This is a genomic window from Streptomyces sp. NPDC029296 (assembly GCF_055569255.1).
Genome location: NZ_JBVHXT010000007.1, coordinates 102,107 through 119,962 on the forward strand (window position 1 = coordinate 102,107; position 17,856 = coordinate 119,962).

Annotated in this window: 11 protein-coding genes and 2 pseudogenes; 7 read left to right on the forward strand and 6 right to left on the reverse strand. The window is 73.4% G+C overall.

Annotated elements, in window-relative coordinates; genetic code table 11:
* The first annotated feature begins 378 nt into the window (after positions 1-378).
* Together ACZ4W9_RS08340 and ACZ4W9_RS08345 are read left to right on the forward strand one after the other, a co-directional pair.
* Entirely contained in the window at positions 379-1,521 is a 1,143-nt protein-coding gene (locus tag ACZ4W9_RS08340; protein WP_467934076.1) for a PLP-dependent cysteine synthase family protein, read from the forward strand.
* Positions 1,518-2,819, forward strand: a complete 1,302-nt coding sequence (locus ACZ4W9_RS08345) for an MFS transporter (protein ID WP_467934077.1) — start codon at positions 1,518-1,520, stop codon at positions 2,817-2,819. Before ACZ4W9_RS08340 ends, ACZ4W9_RS08345 begins: the two co-directional genes overlap by 4 nt.
* A 211-nt stretch (positions 2,820-3,030) precedes the next feature.
* On the opposite strand, the gene ACZ4W9_RS08350 is transcribed toward ACZ4W9_RS08345, so the two are convergent.
* The 4 genes and pseudogenes from ACZ4W9_RS08350 to ACZ4W9_RS08365 all read right to left on the reverse strand — a co-directional run bounded on the left by ACZ4W9_RS08350 (position 3,031) and on the right by ACZ4W9_RS08365 (position 7,435).
* Positions 3,031-3,882 carry a S1 family peptidase gene (locus ACZ4W9_RS08350; RefSeq protein ID WP_467934078.1) on the reverse strand — a complete coding sequence of 284 codons (852 nt, stop codon included), beginning with the start codon at positions 3,880-3,882 and terminating at the stop codon, positions 3,031-3,033.
* 199 nt (positions 3,883-4,081) lie between these two features.
* Positions 4,082-4,731: pseudogene (locus tag ACZ4W9_RS08355) on the reverse strand (methyltransferase domain-containing protein); the annotation flags it as partial.
* Positions 4,732-5,020: 289 nt separating this feature from the next.
* Entirely contained in the window at positions 5,021-6,127 is a 1,107-nt protein-coding gene (locus ACZ4W9_RS08360; RefSeq protein ID WP_467934080.1) for a hypothetical protein, read from the reverse strand.
* 12 nt (positions 6,128-6,139) lie between these two features.
* Positions 6,140-7,435 (reverse strand): cytochrome P450, encoded by a 1,296-nt coding sequence (locus ACZ4W9_RS08365; RefSeq protein WP_467934198.1) that lies wholly within the window; start codon positions 7,433-7,435, stop codon positions 6,140-6,142.
* Positions 7,436-7,740: 305 nt separating this feature from the next.
* Between ACZ4W9_RS08365 and ACZ4W9_RS08370 the strand changes: the two are divergent.
* Positions 7,741-9,192 (forward strand): annotated as a pseudogene (locus ACZ4W9_RS08370) (hypothetical protein).
* 11 nt (positions 9,193-9,203) lie between these two features.
* On the opposite strand, the gene ACZ4W9_RS08375 reads toward ACZ4W9_RS08370, so the two are convergent.
* Both ACZ4W9_RS08375 and ACZ4W9_RS08380 read right to left on the reverse strand, forming a co-directional pair.
* Positions 9,204-10,646 (reverse strand): eCIS core domain-containing protein, encoded by a 1,443-nt coding sequence (locus ACZ4W9_RS08375; protein ID WP_467934081.1) that lies wholly within the window; start codon positions 10,644-10,646, stop codon positions 9,204-9,206.
* Positions 10,647-10,856: 210 nt separating this feature from the next.
* On the reverse strand, positions 10,857-13,676 hold the full coding sequence (locus ACZ4W9_RS08380) for a M4 family metallopeptidase (protein WP_467934082.1): 2,820 nt from the start codon (positions 13,674-13,676) through the stop codon (positions 10,857-10,859).
* 464 nt (positions 13,677-14,140) lie between these two features.
* Between ACZ4W9_RS08380 and ACZ4W9_RS08385 the strand changes: the two genes are divergently transcribed.
* The 4 genes from ACZ4W9_RS08385 to ACZ4W9_RS08400 all read left to right on the forward strand — a co-directional run bounded on the left by ACZ4W9_RS08385 (position 14,141) and on the right by ACZ4W9_RS08400 (position 17,831).
* A complete protein-coding gene (locus tag ACZ4W9_RS08385; protein WP_467934083.1) occupies positions 14,141-14,539 on the forward strand; it encodes an STAS domain-containing protein in 399 nt (132 codons plus the stop codon).
* A 197-nt stretch (positions 14,540-14,736) separates the two neighbouring features.
* Positions 14,737-15,048, forward strand: coding sequence for a hypothetical protein (locus ACZ4W9_RS08390; protein ID WP_467934085.1), 312 nt, complete (start codon positions 14,737-14,739; stop codon positions 15,046-15,048).
* A 111-nt stretch (positions 15,049-15,159) separates the two neighbouring features.
* Entirely contained in the window at positions 15,160-16,752 is a 1,593-nt protein-coding gene (locus ACZ4W9_RS08395) for a PP2C family protein-serine/threonine phosphatase (protein WP_467934086.1), read from the forward strand.
* Positions 16,749-17,831 (forward strand): cobalamin B12-binding domain-containing protein, encoded by a 1,083-nt coding sequence (locus ACZ4W9_RS08400; protein WP_467934088.1) that lies wholly within the window; start codon positions 16,749-16,751, stop codon positions 17,829-17,831. Before ACZ4W9_RS08395 ends, ACZ4W9_RS08400 begins: the two co-directional genes overlap by 4 nt.
* Positions 17,832-17,856: the final 25 nt, after the last annotated feature.

Sequence of the window (17,856 nt, forward strand, 5' to 3'; positions counted from 1 at the left end):
GGTGAGGACCCTCACGGGCCGGGCGTCCCGCACCAGGCGGAGGACTGCGCGGCGGCCGTGATCGCCCGTACGGTGGAGCAGCCGGCGGAGGGTTCTTCCCCCGTCGCCACGGCCCTGGTCCTACGCGGCACCGTGTCCGTGCCGGTGGCAGGACCCCTCCTGCCGCCCGGGTCCCGAAGACGGCGCGGCGCGCGCACCGGCCGCGCGGCGCTCGTCCGTACGGCCCGGTGGCGGATCTAGACCACTCGCTCGCGGCCGGCCCATCCCACCGGCTGCCGCGCCCTACGGCTTCGACCGCGGGCCCACGGCCCGCCTGTCGCCCCGGGGCGCGAACGGAACCGCAGCGTGCGTCCATCGAGCGAGAGTGACACCACACACATGCATGCACTGACCAAGGCCACGGTCACCCCGGGCCGCTCCGCACTGCCCGGCCTGGTGGGCAACACCCCGCTGCTGCGGGTGTCGGAGCCACTGGCCCCGGCGGGGCGGGGCTTCTGGGCGAAACTCGAAGGGTTCAACCCCGGCGGCATCAAGGACCGTCCGGGCCTGCACATGGTCGAGCGGGCCCGGTCCCGCGGCGACCTGCGGCCCGGCGGACGGATCATCGAGTCCACCAGCGGGACCCTCGGCCTGGGACTGGCGCTGGCCGGGATGGCGTACGGCCACCCGGTCACCCTGGTCACCGACCCGGGACTGGAACCGTCCATGACCCGGCTGCTGACCGCCTACGGTGCCCGGGTCGACCTCGTCTCCGAGCCCCATCCCACGGGCGGCTGGCAGCAGGCCCGCCGTGACCGCGTGGAGCGGCTGCTGGAGCGGGACCCCGGATCCTGGTGCTCGGACCAGTACAACAACCCGGACAACGTCGCCGCCTATACCCCGCTGGCCCACGAACTCGCCACCGCGCTGGGCCACATCGACGTGCTGGTGTGCAGTGTCGGCACCGGCGGCCACTCGGCGGGCACCTCCCGCGTCCTGCGGCAGCTCTACCCGGAGTTGACCGTGGTCGGCGTGGACACGACCGGCTCGACGATCTTCGGACAGCCCGCCCGCCCCCGTCTGATGCGCGGACTCGGATCCAGCATCCACCCCCGCAACGTCGCCTACGAACAGTTCTCCGAAGTGCACTGGGTCGCCCCGCACGAGGCCGTGTGGACCTGCCGCCAACTGGCCGCCTCGCACTACGCCACCGGCGGGTGGAGCGTCGGCGCGGTCGCGCTGGTGGCCGGCTGGCTGGCGCGGACGATGCCGGCGGACACCCGGATCGCCGCGATCTTCCCCGACGGCCCGCAGCGGTACCTCGGGACGGTCTACGACGACGACTACTGCGCCGCCCACGGCCTGCTGGACTCCCCGCCGGCCCCCGAGCCGGAGCTGATCGGCCGGCCGGACGAGAAGGAGGTCACCCACTGGACCCGGTGCACCACCGTGGTCGATCCCCTCGCCCCGCACGGCGCGGGGAGCGGGGCCGACGGGGACACTCCGGGCGCCGTGTCCGGCCCTTCGGAGGAAGTCCGGTGAAGGGGCTGCTCGTCCAGGTCCGGTCGTACGAACGCAGCGCCCGGCTGTTGATGGTCAACCAGTTCACCATCAACCTCGGCTTCTACATGCTGATGCCCTACCTGGCCGCCCACCTGTCCGGAACGCTCGGACTGGCCGGCTGGATCGTCGGACTCGTCCTCGGCGTGCGCAATTTCAGTCAACAGGGCATGTTCCTGGTCGGCGGCACGCTCGCCGACCGGCTCGGCTACAAACCGATGATCATCGCCGGGTGTGTGCTGCGCACCCTCGGCTTCGCGACGCTCGGGCTGGTGGACTCGCTGCCCGCGCTGCTCGCCGCCTCCGCGGCCACCGGACTGGCCGGCGCGCTGTTCAATCCCGCCGTACGGGCCTATCTCGCGGCTGACGCGGGGGAGCGCAGGGTGGAGGCGTTCGCCCTGTTCAACGTCTTCTACCAGGCCGGGGTCCTGCTCGGCCCGCTGGTGGGCATGGTCCTCACCGGGGTGGACTTCCGTGTCACCTGCCTGGTCGCGGCGGGGATCTTCGCCCTGCTCAGCGTCGTACAGATCCGGGCCCTGCCCGCCCGGCGGGCCGACGACGCCGGGCACCGGCGCGGCCACGGCGGCCCGGGCGTCCTCGCCCAGTGGCGGGGCATCCTCGCCAACCGGCCGTTCCTGCTCTTCTCCGTCGCCATGATCGGCTCCTACATCCTGTCCTTCCAGGTCTACCTCGCGCTGCCACTGGAGGTGCGACGGCTGGGCGGCGACGGGGACTTCGGCACCGCGGCGGTGGCGGTCCTCTTCGCCGTCTCGGGGCTGAGTACGATCCTCGGCCAGACGCGGGTGACGGCATGGTGCAAGGCGCGGTACGAGCCCGGGCAGGCACTCGTGCGCGGGCTGACGGCCATGGGCCTGGCGTTCGTCCCCCTGCTGCCGGCCACCGCCGTGACCGTCCCGGAGTCCGGGATCGGGTTGTGGCTGCTCTCGGCGGTACCGCCGACACTCGCCGCGCTGCTGCTGGCCGTCGGCACGATGATCGCCTACCCCTTCGAGATGGACACCATCGTCCGCCTCTCCGGTGACCGCCTGGTCGCCACGCACTACGGGCTGTACAACACGATCTGCGGTATCGGCATCACCGTCGGGAACCTGGGCACGGGCGCCGCCCTCGACGCCGCCCGCGCCGCCGGGATGCCCGCGCTGCCGTGGATCACCCTGTGCGCGCTCGGCCTGACGTGCGCCGCCGCCCTCTACGGCCTGCATCGCACCGGCCGACTGGCGGCACGGCCCGCGTCCGAACCGCTGCCCGCCACCGTCTGACCCACCGGCCCGCCCGCCCGGGGGCGGGGCACGACGAGGTGCCCCGCCCCTGCCGGCCCCCCCCGCCCATGTCCGGGCGTTCCGATGCCTCGCCGCTCCTTTCACGTGATCCCACCGCTGTACGCGCGGGCGCCGCAGGGCGCGGTCCGGCCCCTGACCGGGGCCGGGGGCACCCCCGGTCAGGAGCCGGTCGGGAACAAGGTGCTTCCGATCAGGCGGTGTGGCGGCCGTGGCGCGCGATCGGCGGCGTGCTGTTGGCCCTCATGGTCTTGTCGATCCAGCCGGCGTAGGCGGGCGCGCTGGTGTAGAGGCCGGGGCCCTTCGAGCACGGCACGTTCGGGGCGCCGGGCCCCGAGGTGACGCCGATCAGCTCCCAGCGGCCGTTCCGGCCCTTTCGCACCTGCGGTCCGCCGGAGTCCCCGAAGCACGCCATGGCCTCGGGCACGGTGCTGATCGTGCACAGCCGGGTCCGGTCCGCGTAACCGGGTGCGCACTCCGACACGGCACCCCTGCGGCTGTCCAGCTCCTGCAACCGGTCCGGGAACTCGAACCCGGTGTCGATGGTGGTGCCGAAGCCAAGGAGCCGGGTCCGCGCACCGGGCGGCCCCGCCTGCTCGGCGATCTCGACGGGCTGCTGGGCGACCGGCCGGTCCAGGCGTATCAGCGCGATGTCGTTCCTGTTCGCGGCCTTGTCGTCTCCGTTCACATAGCCGGGGTGGACGAAGGTCCGGTCGATCTTCCGTACGGTGCCGCCGGACTTGCGGTGGTCGCTGCCGACCCGCACGATGCCGTCCAGCTCGAGGCCCTCGCCCCGCACGCAGTGAGCCGCCGTCAGCACCCACTGCCGGTCGATCAGTGACGCACCGCAGTTCCCGTCGCGCAGGCCCTGGTCCGGGGCCGACGCCGGGATCACCGCCATGAACGGGTAACTCTCGGTGGAGTCCGACCCGTTGACGATGGCTCCGGCGCTGCCGGCCAGGACGGTGGCACAGGCCGCTAGGGCGAGGGCGCCGACTGCGGCGGTGCGGGCGGTACGGCGGCGCGGCGGCTTGAAGCTGAACACAGAGGGTTCCCTTTTGCTTGGTGGATCCGTATGCGTTCAGCCTCCTCGTCCGTGGCCTGCCCGGCCATCCGGGCAGCAGGCCGGTCGGGGGTGTGGCCAGCCCCCGTACGCGGTGTTCCGCGACCGCCTGTCCGAGACGAAGCGGCCGTTCCGCTCTCCGGTGCCGTGGGGACGACCGGGCGCCGGACAAGGGCATCACTCACCGGTCGGCCGGCGCGTGTGTTGCCGGTCGTCGCCGAGGCAGGTAGGCGGTGGCCGGCACGGAGACGGTGACCTGATCGGGCAGCGAGCCGTCATCGGTCGGTCCCGCAGCGCTCATGTGACGTGCGCTCGGCGTCATCGCGACCAGGTCCACGGCCTCCGGCCCGGTCAACGTCGCCGGGTACTCCACCAGTTCGGTGACGGCGGCGTCGCAGAAGGGACCGAGCGCCCGGCGCAGGCGCTGCTCCTTGGCCGGGTCGATCGCGACCATCGCGGGCAGCCGGCCGCGCGGCTCGGTCAGGTGCCGCCCGGTGGGACGGACCACGATCAGCCGGCCGGTCGGGCACAGCACGCGGTGGAACTCGGCCGGGTTGCGCGGCGCGAATACGTCCAGCACGACGTCGGCCACCCCGTCGGCCACCGGGAAGGGACGGAAGACGTCCCATGCCACCGCGGCGGCTCGAACGTGGGCGCGGGCCGCGGCGCGCAGTGCGCGCACCGATGTGTCCAGCCCCAGGCCACGGGCGCCGGGCAGCCCGTCGAGCACAGGTAGTAACCCGTGCCGCAGCCCACGTCCACCACCGTGGCCCGCCCGGACACGGCGTCGGCCGCCCGGCGGGTCACGGCTTCGCGGAGGGGCGCGTAGGCTCGAGGGCAGGGGGAAGCGACACGGGCACGAGGCACTCCTGGCAGGGGTGAAGGGAAGGGACCGTGCCTGCACGCGCACTCGGAACCTCGCCGCCTCGGGCAGAAGCGGGCAGCTGTGGTTCACGCGGCAGGCACACCAAGGAGGGCGACGCCGTCCGGCATCGCCCTCAACGCCTTCCGGTCACAGGAAGCAGCGGTGCGGGGTGCTCGTGCATGCCACGTCGGCAGTCTACGGGTACCGGCCGAGTGCGCTGTGCCCCACCGGAGTCCCCGGTCCCGCCGCGGCCTTCTACCGGGCCGTGAGAATGTCGTCCACCACCGTGGACAGGGTGCCGTTCATGGGGAGGCGGGTCATGTGACGGCGTTCGATGTACCGGTCCACGAGTCTGGCGTAGGAGAGGGAGACGCGGGAGTAGCGGTCGTAGACCGTGGTGGCGAAGTCGGTGATGTCCTGGAAGCGGGCGGTCAGGCGCAGGAAGGTGCGCTGGATCTCGGTGCGGCGCCGTACGGCGTCCTGCTCGCGCCGGCCGGGGCGGACGCCGAAGTTGGTGGGTTCCTTGACGCCGACGCCGTACTGGTCCTTGGAGATGTCCATGCCCAGGGTCTGGGCCACGGCGGCCGAGAGGAAGGCCGCCCGGTCGTGGTCGTCATAGGGGAGGCGAAAGTAGTAGGCGATGAGGTGCATGACGGGCAGGGTCTCCGCCGCGTAGGTTCGCACCACACTCGCGCGCAGGATGTCCGGCTCCCCGACGTACGCCTGGATGGCGCTGAGGTGGTCCGGCGGCGCCATGCCCGGCCCGGCGGTGGACCACTTCTCGTGGAACTGGACGCGCGCGCTGAACAGCGTCTCCTGATAGGCGTGGGCGAGCCACCGGGCATCCCGGTCACCGCCCAGCGCCTTCACCCGGTCCAGCGCCTCTGCCAGGCTCTCGTCCCCGATCCGGTGCACCCCGTCGGCCACGTCCTGCGGCGGAACGACGATGTCGTCCAGGACGGCCATCAACGCCACCGCCTTGGCGATCGCGTGCCACAGCGGATCCGCGCGGTACCCGGCCAGCCACAGGGCGAGCCACTGCACGGCGTCCCGGACGATGTACCGGCGCACGTCCTCCAGTGATGTGTCGCCCTTGCGCGTGCAGATCAGCTCCGGCGGCCGGGCCGTGGCCAGCCACGCGGCGAAAGCACGTCCCTCCGCGCTGTCCCGGTAGGCCTCGTCGGTGGCTTCGAGCAGCGCGAGCCGGTCCTGGCGGCACTCGTCCTCGATCCGCAGCAGTTCCGCCCCGGCGAGCGGTTCCGGCTCGGTGTCCGGGAGGAACCGGGTCAGCCCCCGCACCTCGGGGTCCCAGGCCCGCGCGGTGCCGAACAGGCCGATTTCGCGCAGGTGGAATTCCAGCATCGGCGCTCCCGGTCAGCCCGCTGCCCGCGCGGTGACGGACATCGGCAGGGCGTCGGGGTGGATCTGCGCGTCCGCCACCGCCCGGACCCTGTGCCCCGGGGCGGGGCGCAGGTGCCAGCGCATGGTGACGGCGGAGAGCACGGCGAGCATCTCGGCCCACGCGAAGCCGTCTCCGATGCAGCGCCTGTTGCCGGCGCCGAAGGGCAGGTAGGCGGCGCGGGGCAGGCTCTTCTCCGGCCTGGCCAGCCACCGGTCGGGGTCGAAACGCAGCGGGTCGGGGAAGCAGGCCGGGTCACGGTGCAGCGTCGCGGCGCTGTAGACCACCTCGGCCCCGCGCGGGATCTCGTAGCGCCCGACGCGCACGGTCTCCAGGGCGCGCCGCCCCATGAACCACAGGGGCTGGTACAGGCGCAGCACTTCGTGGACGAACCGCGTGGTGTACGGCAGGGCGGCGGGGGTGACGACGCCCGGTCCGGCCGCCCGTGCCTCGTCGCTCATCCGGTCGGCCATCCGTGGATCGCGGGCGAGTACGTGCAGGGCCCACGACAGGGTGGTGGCCGTGGTCTCGACACCGGCGACGAGGAGGGTGAGCACCTCGTCGCACGCTTCCCCGTCCGACATGCCGTTCTCGTGCGTGAGCATGAGCGCGAGGACACCATCGCCCTCGGGGCTGTCGCGGGCGTGCCGTACGGCCTTCTCCGCGAGCCGGCGCAGGGCCGCCGCCGAGGCCAGGAACTCACGCCGCCCCCGGGTCGGTACGACGGCCAGTGGCGGCGGCAGGATGGTGGCCCGGAGAACACCGCGCACGAGAAGCTCGAGGTCACGGCTGACGCTCGCGCCGAGATCCTCGATCGCTCGCCTGGTCGTCGACCCCTCGGCGAAGGGGAAGAGCGCCGGTACGAGCATCGCGACGGCCAGTTCGCGCATCTCCCGCTCCATCGCGACGACCCTGCCCTGCGGCCATTCACCCACCCGCGCTCCGGCGACCTCGACGAACGTCTGCGAGTACCGTGCGATCCGCTCCCGGTGGAACGCCGGCTGCACGGCGCGCCGCTGCCGGAGGTGGAACGGCCCGTCGGACGACGCCAACCCGTTGCCGATGTAGGGGCGGACCTGGTCGAACAGCATGCCCTTGCTGAATTTCCCGCTCTGGGTCACCAGCACGTCGTGAATGGCCTCGGGGGCGTTCAGCACGTAGAACGGACGCCGCCCCAACCGCATCTCCACGACATCACCGCACCCCCGCAACGTCTGCAGAAAAGCCGCCCGTCCCCGGGCCAGCCTGGGCAGGTGTCCCACCAGCGGCATTCCACCGGGGGCCAGCGGAACCGCGTCCACCCCTGTTCCGTCCAACCCGAACCCTCCCCGTCCCAGGAACGTACGAGCACTCTAGCGGCGCCGCGTGCTCGGAGGAACGGATGATCCGGCCGGTCACCGGCGCGATGTCCCCGGCGACCGCCGGGTGCCGCCGGCGGGGAGAGACAGATCGTCGTCGGGGTGGTCACGAAGTCCGCGATGATGAACTTCTCCTCGTACGGATTGGGGGAATCGTCCGCGCAAGGTGATGGCTGAGGGCACTTCACTTCGCGAACGGGTTTCCGCCCCGCCTGTCGATGTGGCAGCGCGTACGCGAGTACGCCGTGCCACCGTCCATGACCGAGACCGAGACCGAGACCGAGACCGAGACCGAGACCGAGACCGCGCGACGTGCGGCCGGTGACTGGGCGGGGGCCTGCGCCGCCGCCCGGGTCGACGTCGATCTCGATCCGCGCGCCGTGCGCGACCGCCACGGCACCGACCTCGTCCACCGCCTCCGCGCGGATCCGCGGTGGCTGTCGCCGGATCTGCTCCGCTGGCACATGCCCCGGATCGCCTCCGACGGGCGACTCAGACCCGGCCTCACCCTCTCGCTCGCCCGTTACCACACTTCCGGCGCCCCGCCGCTCGAACTGGTGGTGCGGACACCGCCGGCCTGGGCGGACGCCGGGCAGCGGATGTCCCTGGCCCTGTGGGAGGGAGCTGCCAACGGCGCCTCGCGGCACCACCCGCATCCGCGCTCCGACCGGCGGTTCCGGCTCGACCTGCACCGGCACCTCTGGGACGCCGGGCGCAGCGGCGAACTGGCGTGGCGGTGCGGGGCGTCCGGAACACCGCCCGCGGCACCTCCCGGCCTGCCCGGCTTGTCCGGCGGCCCCATCCGGTCCGTCCCGCCGGAGCCGTCCGCCGTGCCCGACGCCCCGTGGGCGGTGGGACGTTGGGCCGCCGAGGCGGAACTGCTGCTGCGGGCCGAGGGGCGTCCGCGCGGGGGCGTTCACCGTGCGGCTCAACGCCCGTTGTCGCGCCGTCCTCGACCTCGTCGCCCCCGGCGACAGCCACGCCCCGGCGTGCCGGCCGCTGCGGGAGACGTCGCCACCGCACGAGGCCGTGGCGCTTCCGGTCCTGCCGGAAGCAGCGGCCCGGGTCCCGCCGGACCTCGCACTGCTGCGGGCCGGGCTGATCGCGGCCGGGCGGCTGCACCCGCTCGTCGCCGCGGCGCTGCCGGTGCCCGGTCCCGCTGCGGTCGCCGCCCCGGCCACCGGACCCGGTGACCCGCACCGGGTGGACTGCCGGGGCGAGGTCCACCGGATCGCGCTGCGGGACGGGGTGCTCACGGCGGTTGATCACGATCCGGCCGAACTGCCCCGGGAGGAACTGCTGGTGGCGCCTCGGCGCGGCACAGCGGTACGGCGATCCCGGCCGCCGCGTCGCAGGAGACCACGGAGACCAGGTCGCGCCGCCCGCCGCCCGGGAGATCGCCGCCACCTCGAGCAGCGCGGACATCGAACTGGTCGGCGGCGGGGGCACCGGCCTGCGCTCCGGCTTCGCCCGGGCGCTCCGCTCCCGGCCGCGCCCCGACGTGAGCGTCGCCCTGACGGACGGCCAGACACCGTGGCCCTCCCGCGCAGCCGCCCTGCCGTACCGTCGTCGGCCTCTTCCCCCGCCCCGCCCGGGCCGTGGACGAGGAGGACCCGGACTACGTCCCGGACACCCCGCCGCCCTGGGCCCGTGTCGTGATCATCGGCTGAGGCGGGACCGGTCACATGAGCTTCCGGCGGCCGGTCTCCCCTCGCAGTGCGCCCACGTTGATCGGCTGGAGGATAACGGTGATCGCGCCGACCGAGAAGTGCTGCACCGGACCGCCGGTGTTCCGCCCGTGGAAGCTGTGCGGCAGCGCCTGTCCGTTGGTCGGGTCCGTGCCCGACGTATACATGTCGACGATGCCCTCGTACCCCTGGCGGGCCCGTGCGTCGTTGCCGTCCGCGGCCTGCTCCACGGTGATGCGGTCGTCACCGTCCTCGGCGACCACGGCCGCCACGTGGTACGGCCACCCGCTGGCGTTGGCGGGCCGCTCGTAGTCCCCGTGCCACGCGGTCTCCACGATGGCGAACGCCTGGCCGGGGGCCGGCCGCTCCTCCCCGTTGGCGTGGGGGCCGCCGGGCCGGGCATTCGCGTAGGCCGTGGCGCCCTCCGCGTTCTCCCTGTCGCCAAGGCCGAACTGGTTGCCCCCCAAGGCGAATTCGCTGGCGTCCTGTCCCAGGGCCAGCCGCTGCTGGTGCATGATCTCCTCGGCGGTGTGGGCACAGTCCGCGAGGAAGGACGTCTGCGGTTCGTACTCCGTGTACACGCGCCCCTCGATCTCCCCGCTTTCCCCGGTCGGCCTGCAGTACCGGGGCGCCGGGGCACCCTCCGCGACCCAGAGGACGGTGGTGTCCGCCCCGGGAGTGACGGTCATGAGATACAGCCGGTTCTCCGAGAACCGTGCGCGCCCCAGCTCCACGGTGGTGACCTCGGTGAAGCGTTGGAGGGTCGCCGCGTCGGTGCCGTGCGCCGGGTGCCGGGCGACGGCGCCGGATTCCCGCTGCACGGGGGCACTTTCGGGACCGGGGTGGTGCCGGGCGGTCTGCTCGGGGGTCCGCCTCATCACCCGGACCGCGTTGGCCTCGGCCGCGCGCTCGAAGCGGTCGCCGGGATCGGAGACGCTCAGCCCCGCCCCGTTGTCCGTACCGGCCACCGGGCCCCGGCGCTGCTGGATGACGTGCGTCAGCTCATGGGCGAGGGTGTGTTTGTCGCCGCCGCCGTCGCCGATGACGATATGGCTGCCGGAGGTGTACGCCCGTGCCCCCACCTCGGCGGCGGAGGCGCGGGCCGCGGAGCCGGTGTGCAGGCGGACGTCGGAGAAGTCGGCGCCGAGACGGGACTCCATTTCCCGGCGCAGCGGCTCGTCCAGCGGATTGCCCGGCGCACGCAACACGTCGTGCACGGCGGAGCGTTGCACCGGCTCCGCCGGGGGCCGTCGGTGGCCGCAGTCCGCGTCGTGCCGGTGCCCGTCCCGCTGGAGCATGCGGACGACGGCGGCGTTGCCGGCGGAGCGCTGCAGATTGAGAAGCGCACCGGGCGCCCGCCCCTCCGGCCGCACGGCCGTGCTCTTGGCGGGGCCCTGCGGATGCTTCTCGCTCTTCATCGGCTCTTGCGCGCGCATGGAGTTCCGATCGTAGGGCCGGCCGTTTCGCTGTGGTCTCCTGCATACCCGGTGCGGAGGGTTGTGGGGGAGGGGCGTACGGGCACGATGCGGTGCCCGTAAGGGCAGACTTCCGGCGCGGTCCCCTTGACGTCCGGTCGCCCTCCTCGCGCCCCGCGCGGGGTCGACCGTTACGGGGGCGGGGCGGTTTCCTCGCCCCGCCCCCGGCGGTCAGCCGCAGCGGCCGGCCGGTCGGTCACGGGTGACCACGTCCGTGGTGCCCGTCGTGGAGTCCAGCCAGACCGCCTGGCCGCCGGCGACCGCCGCGGGGTGCGTCTGCGCGCCGCGGTTGCACGAGACACGGCCCTTGTAGGTCCCGGGCGCGCCGGGGACACCGGCGCTCGCGAACTGGTGCAGCTTGGGAGTCGCCTCGTTGGTGAGGCCGCCGTCCGGATCGTAGGCGAGGACCGTGGCGCTGTCGTCGGAGACGGTCAGGTCGTAGGCGTACAAGGCGTCCGGGCCGGTCTCCGGGCTGAGGTCGACCGCGTCGGAGCCGTCGAGGGCGGCGCGCCGCAGGGCCGTCCTGGCCCCCGTTTCCTCGGCCGTGCCGGACAGCAGCCAGAAGAGGTGCGTGCCGTTGACCGCCGTCGGGCCGAGGCTCACCGTGTTCGGGTACTCCTGGACCACCGTGGACCGGCCCGTGGCCACGTCGACGACGGTCATCCGCCATTCGTACACGGCGCGCGTGAGCGCCACGCGCTGCCACACGCGGAAGAAGACCTTGCCGTCGCTGACCGAGGGCGCGTACGCCCGCCGGTAGGTGCCGCCGCCGAACGTGACGACCTCCGCCGGGTTCCTCAGGCTCAGGTAGGCCACCGCCGAACGTCCGCCCACGTTCGCGAAACTGAAGGTGACCACGTCGCCGTCGACGTCCGTGACGCTTCCCCCGCTGCGGCCGGACCACAGTTTCTTCACCGGGCCGCCCGCGAGGGGCCTGGCCAGGACCTCCACACCGCCGGGGCCGTACGCCTGCCAGACCACCGTCTTGCCGTCGGTGGCGGGATTGACGTGGTACCGGCCGTCGTTGGGGCTCATCAGTTTGGGCTGGGACCTGCCGTCCGCGCGTCCGGCCCACACGGAGTAGGCCTCGCTGCCGTCCTCGTTGGACTTGGCGGCCGTCCACCAGCCGCCGCCGGCGCCCAGGCCGGTGCCGGTGGTGTTGATCCGGTCGAGGAGCGGCTCGGCGTCCGCGCCGAGCGCCGGTTCCCAGCCGGGCACGATGCCGTGGGCCGTGAAGGCGCGGCGCAGTGTTCTGAGTTCGGTCGCCGTGGCGCCCAGATCCTTGGCGGCGGCGAGGACGGCGGCCCGGCCCTCGGTGAAGCCGTCGAGCGGGGTGAGGTACTCGGTCAGCGCCCGGTAGACGATCCGGTCGGCGAGATCGGCGCCCAGACCTTCCCTCGCGTCCCAGAGGGCGCCGCCGAAGATCGTCGCGTTGTAATGGACGCCGCCGTTGTCGTTGAGGAAGTCCAGGCCGAGGAACGAGCCGGTGGTGGTGCGCCCGTCCCCGAGGTCGCGCACGGCGCAGTCCCGGGGGCTTCTGGTCCGGCACAGGCGTTCGCCGACCAGGCCGGAGTCCGGGTCGTCGGCGGGGAGGCCGTACACGTCCGCCTCGATGGCATTGCCGAAGTAGTCGGCGATCGCCTCGTTCATCGCCCCGGACTGGCCGGCGTAGACCAGGTTCGCCGAGTGCTCGATGACCCCGTGCGTCATCTCGTGCCCGACGACGTCCAGGGCGGCGGACAGCGGCAGGTACTCCTCGTCGCCACCGCCGTAGACCATCTTCTGCCCGTCCCAGAAGGCGTTGACGTACGGCTGCCCGTACTGGGTGACGCCTACCAGCGAGTCGATGCTCATGCCGCGGCCGTCGAGGCTGTTCCTGTCGTGCCGGTCCCGGTAGTAGTCGAAGACCCGCGCGGCTGCCCAGTGCGCGTCGACGCCACCGCTCTCGGTGACCTCGGCACCGAACTCCTTCGCGGGGGAGGAGAATTCCGCCAGTCCCTGCGGCCACTGGCCGCTCACGTCGCCGACCGTCAGGTCCCGTGCGTCGTAGGTCGCGAGGAAGCGGGCGGTGTATTCCTCGTCGGGAATGCGGTCGTCGTCGCGGAGCAGGTAGAGGCCGCGTTCCTCGTCACGGACGACGCCCAGGCCGACCGTCGTTCCGTCGAGCCTGACCCCGCTGCCCTGTTCCCCGCCGGACGGGGCCGACGGCCCGGCCGGGCCCGCCGCCGCGGCGTCCCGGGCGGGGGGCCGCGGCGCGAGCCGGTCCGGGGCACCGAACGTCTTGATACCGCCGTACTGCAGGACCGGATAGCCCGCCCGGGCGTCCACGTACACCTCCTGCAGCACGGGGGTTCCGTCGGCGGGGTCGGTGCCCTGGACGGTGACGTGCCGGGCGAGCACGCCGGTGCCCCTGGGGACGACGACCAGTCCGTGGTCGGTGCCGCGCAGCGGGGACTCCTCCTCCTCGCCCTCGCGCGGCGCCTTGGCGAGACGCCGGCCGTCGAGGTCGTCGAGGACCCGGGAGACGGCCCGTTCGACGGCGAGTTCCCCGTCGATCGCGGCCGTCGTCCCGGTGGTCAGGCCGGTGAAGTACTTGCCCGAGGTGCCGGTGACGACCCGTTCGCCGTTCCGCCGTTCCATCCGGACGACGTACTGGCCGCCCAGCACCGGCACGCCGCGGTGACGCTGCTGGAGCCGGACGGTCTCCCGCCCCCGCGACGTGGTGACGTCCCCGGGCACCAGGTCGCGCGCCGCGTGGGATATCCGGTACCGCTCGCGCTTGCCGTCCAGGTAGGCGCGGGCGGCGTCCGCGGCGCCGCCCGTGGCGGGTGCCGGCTCCCGGATGCCCTGCACCAGGGCCGGGGTGTCCGTGTCCGGTGCGGGGACCACCTGCTGCGGCGCCCGCGGGGGCGCCGTCCCGGTCACGGCGACGGCGGGCACCGCCGCGACGACGAGTGCGGCGACGCCCGTCAGCGCCGCCGCACCGGTCATGCCCCTCAGCCGCGCTCCGCGGCCACCCCTGCGGTCTCTTCGCCCTGCTCTGCTCTCCGCTCCCGCGTTGTGACGCACCGTTTCCAACCCCCCACTCGTCGGTGGCGCCGGGAGCGCGACGCCCCCGGCAGTACGTCATCGAAACGGGGACGGGACGGGACGGCAATGAGGACGGGGCCGCGGACGTCGAGATCCGGCCGACGACCGGAAGGAGCCCGGACGGCGCCGGACCGTACCGGGTGCCTCTCGGGCAGGCCCGCCGCCGGCGCGACCACCCGCCGCCGCCCGGGCCGCGCGGCACCGGCCGATCCGCCACCGAGGCCGGGGCGCCACGCCCGGTCGGGCACGCGATGACCACGCCTGCACGAGGGCCGGTCCGGGTATGCGTGGCTGTGAGGTGTTCCGGGGCAGGGGCGCGTCCATCGGGGCCAAGGTGCCGCACATGGCGCGAGGAAGGACGGCAGATGACGTTCCAGATCATCGACCAGGACGCGAATCTGTCCGTCGTGGCCCTTCCCGACGTGGTCGATCTCTTCACCAGTGCGGGCGTCCGCGCGGCGGGTGAGGCGCTCGTGGACAGCGGCTGCCGCTACCTCGTCCTCGACACCGCACCCGTCACCTGCATCGACTCCACGGGCATCACGGTCCTCGTGGCCTTCTGGCAGCGCCTCGCCGGCACGGGCGGCGCCCTGGTCCTCACCGTGCCCGACAAGCACCTGCGCGGGCGCCTGGACGTTCTCGGCCTGGATTCGGTCTTCACCATCACGACGACGCTCGAAGAAGCCGTCGCCCAGGCTCGTCGGCTACGCGCCCACCGCGGCCGGCACCATCCGCACACCGGAACAGGAATGGAGATCGCCTGACCTGTCGGCCGCCCGGGGATCCGACGGCACCGCTCCCGGCCGGGCACTGGGCCGGCCGGCGCCCGCGCGTCGGTCCGGGCGGTCGCTGTCCGGGCGCGCGGTGATGCCGATGGCGGTGTTCAGTGCCCTGCGGGTCGGCAGGCGGTGGACCCGGCTGTCGACGCCTGAGAGGGCCGCACGGGTGCGTCCAGCGTCAAGTGGGGGCAGTCATCATCGATGATCCGGTCGACCACGGCGCGCGGGGCGGGTACGCAGTGCGGGTCGAAGGCTTCGGGGAGGACGACGGTGACGCGGTCGCCGGTGCGTCGGACGACGGGGAGCACCGCTCTGCCTTCCGCAGCACCGGCCGGGGTGGCGCGCGAATCGCCGAGCCGGATGGTCAGGTTACCGGTGCGGATATGCCGAATGCGGCGTTTATCCAGGGCTTTCCCGGCAAGGTTGCGACGACCGGGGTCGATGAGGGACGGTTGCCGGAGGACATCTATTTCCCTGTGGCAGGAAGGTGGTGAGGTGCGCACGGCGCGTGCCCTCCGATTGTGTCTGCTTCCCGCGGTTCTGCCGCCCGGCCCCCCGACGCCGATCCGACGATCGGTGTGACGTGGGCCGATGCTCCCTGCCCCGTGCTCATCGCCGATCGGCACGGCGGCCTGGTACGGATGAACGAGGCCGCTCGGCTGCTGCTGGGCGACGCCGAGGACGGCGACCGGCTGTACGAACGGGTGCCGTCCTGGCTCTCGGACGCCCACCAGCGGCTGTCCGACGGCGTACCCCGCACCGGCGGGGCCGGTCCACTGACGGGCTCCGTCAACGGCCGGTTCTTCGAGGCGCATCCGACCACGGCGGGGGAGGGCCACGTGGTGTGGTGGCTGATCGACGGCACCGACCGCCGACTGGCCGAGACGGCGTTGAGCGATGCGCAGGCCCGCTCCGAGGTTCTCGCGGAGGTATCCGACGCGTTGCTGTCCACGCTCAATGTGCCGCGCTGCATGGAAGTCGCCTCCTCCCTGGCCGCACGGCACCTCGCCGAGGCCGCGGTGGTCATCGCCCCGCCCCGGGGCAACCAGCATGTGCTGACCCATGCCTGCCGGGGCGGTTCCGTCGACCAGACCACGCGGGCGATCGACGTGTCGGATGTGCCCGGGCTCGGCGAGGCGTTGCAGGGCTTCCCGCCCGCGCCGGCCCGGTGGATAGACCCTGCCGGCCTGCCGGGCTGGGTGGTGCCGGACGGTTTCGCCGGCGCCGTCGGTTCGGTGATCGTCACCCCCCTGCCCGGCCATGGAGTACCCGCGGGCGCGCTGATCCTGCTGCGGTCCGGCACGGAGCGCGCCTTCACGGACGGTGAGGAGGTCTTCGCCCGCTTGTTCGCCGCCCGGGCCGGGGCCGCCCTGTCCGCGGCTCGCCTGTACGCCGAGCAGGCGGCCATCACCACCACGCTGATGAACGATCTGCTCCCGCCGGCGCTGACCACCGTGCACGGCGTGGACTACGCCGGCGGCTACCGGGCCGCGGAAGACCATGAGCGGGTCGGCGGCGACTTCTACGACGTGCACCCCGGCGCCGACCCGTCGCAGGAGACACTGGTCGTGCTCGGCGACGTCGCCGGCAAGGGCCTGGAGGCCGCGGTCCTCACCGGCAAGATCCGCAACACCCTGCACGCCCTGGTCCCCCTGGCCGAAGACCACCAGCGCGTTCTCAACCTGCTCAACGGCGCTCTGCTGTCCTCCCACCACACGCGTTTCGCCACGCTCGTCCTCGCCTCCGTCCGCCGCCGGGGCAGCCGGGCGCGGCTGCGCCTGACCAGTGCGGGGCACCTGCCGCCGCTGATCGTCCGGGCCGACGGCACGGTCGAGGAAGCCGCCACCCGTGGCACCCTGATCGGCGCGCTGCCGATCGTCACCGCCCGGACGATCACCACCGTGCTCGGCCCCGGGGAGACGTGCCTGCTGTACACCGACGGCATCACGGAGGCCCGCGGCGGCCCGCTGGGCGACGATCTCTTCGGCGAGGCCCGCCTCGAACGCGCGCTCGCCGAGTGCGCGGGACTGCCGGCGGAGGCGGTCGTGGAGCGGGTGCGGATGCTGGCCGCCCAGTGGCTGGGCGGCACGGGACACGACGACATGGCCGTCGTCGCCATAAGCGCCCCCAGACACGGCCCCTTGGCCATCGTCGACGACCACGCCGACGGCACGGACACCAGGAGGATGCAGCGGTGAGTCATGCCGGTGCGGCAGCCGATTGCGCCGAGCGGCTGTGGCAGGCCGTGGCCGACGGAGACGAGCGCGCGGCCGCCGAGGTCGTCCACGCCGCCCTGACCGATGGCGTGGGGGAGGAGAGCCTGCTCCTCGACGTGGTCGCACCGGTGCAGGAGAGAGTCGGCGCCGAATGGGCCGCCGACCGCATCACCGTCGCCCAGGAGCACGCCGCCACCGCCATCAACGAGCGGATCGTCGCCTCGCTCGCCCACCGGCGCGACGGGCGCGGCACGCCTCACCGGGGCCGGGTGACCGTCGCCTGCGTCGACGGCGAGTGGCACGCCTTCCCCGCCAGGCTCGTCGCCGAGGTCCTGTCCCTGCACGGCTGGCGGATCGACTACCTCGGCGCTCAGACGCCCACGCCGCATCTGGTCGCCCATCTGCACCGCACCAACCCCGGCGCCGTCCTGCTCTCCGGCTCCCTCCCGACCCATCTGCCGGCCGCTCACGCCGCCATCACCGCCTGCCAGGCCATCGGCATCCCCGTCCTGGCCGGTGGCCGCGCCTTCGGCCGGGACGGCCGCTACGCCCACCTACTGGGCGCCGACCGGTGGGCGCCCGACGCACGGGGCGCGGTGGCCATCCTGGCCGAGGGACCCACGCGGCCGGACCCCTCGGCGATCCGGCAGGCGGTGGACGACCTGCCGCACCTGGCCGATCAGGAATACACCATGGTCGTCCGGTTCCGGCACCAGCTCGTCAGACAGACCCTGCGCGACCTGGAGCATCGATTCCCCCCTGCGCGCGGATACAGCGACGCCCAGCGCGAACGCACCGCGGAGGACCTCGCCCACATCATCGACTTCCTCTCCACCTCCCTTTACCTCGACGACCCCGACCTGTTCACCGCGTTCCTCACCTGGACCGCCGACATCCTCACCGCTCGGCACGTCCCCGCCGGCTCCCTCGTGGCGGGACTGGACCTCCTGGCCGGTCAGCTGCGCGACTTTCCCCGCGCCACCCGACTGATCCGCCAGGGCACCACGGCCCTGCACCGACACTCCGCCCGCCCGGTCCCCGGCCCCGAAGCCCGCGCATGACCCATCCGCCCATCGAATCCGTCGC

Coding starts and splice junctions, on each gene's coding strand:
- ACZ4W9_RS08340 (WP_467934076.1), top strand. CDS start 379: ATGCATGCACTGACCAAGGCCACGGTCACCCCGGGCCGCTCCGCACTG.
- ACZ4W9_RS08360 (WP_467934080.1), bottom strand. CDS start 6,127: ATGCTGGAATTCCACCTGCGCGAAATCGGCCTGTTCGGCACCGCGCGG.
- ACZ4W9_RS08365 (WP_467934198.1), bottom strand. CDS start 7,435: ATGCCGCTGGTGGGACACCTGCCCAGGCTGGCCCGGGGACGGGCGGCT.
- ACZ4W9_RS08375 (WP_467934081.1), bottom strand. CDS start 10,646: ATGCGCGCGCAAGAGCCGATGAAGAGCGAGAAGCATCCGCAGGGCCCC.
- ACZ4W9_RS08380 (WP_467934082.1), bottom strand. CDS start 13,676: ATGACCGGTGCGGCGGCGCTGACGGGCGTCGCCGCACTCGTCGTCGCG.
- ACZ4W9_RS08385 (WP_467934083.1), top strand. CDS start 14,141: ATGACGTTCCAGATCATCGACCAGGACGCGAATCTGTCCGTCGTGGCC.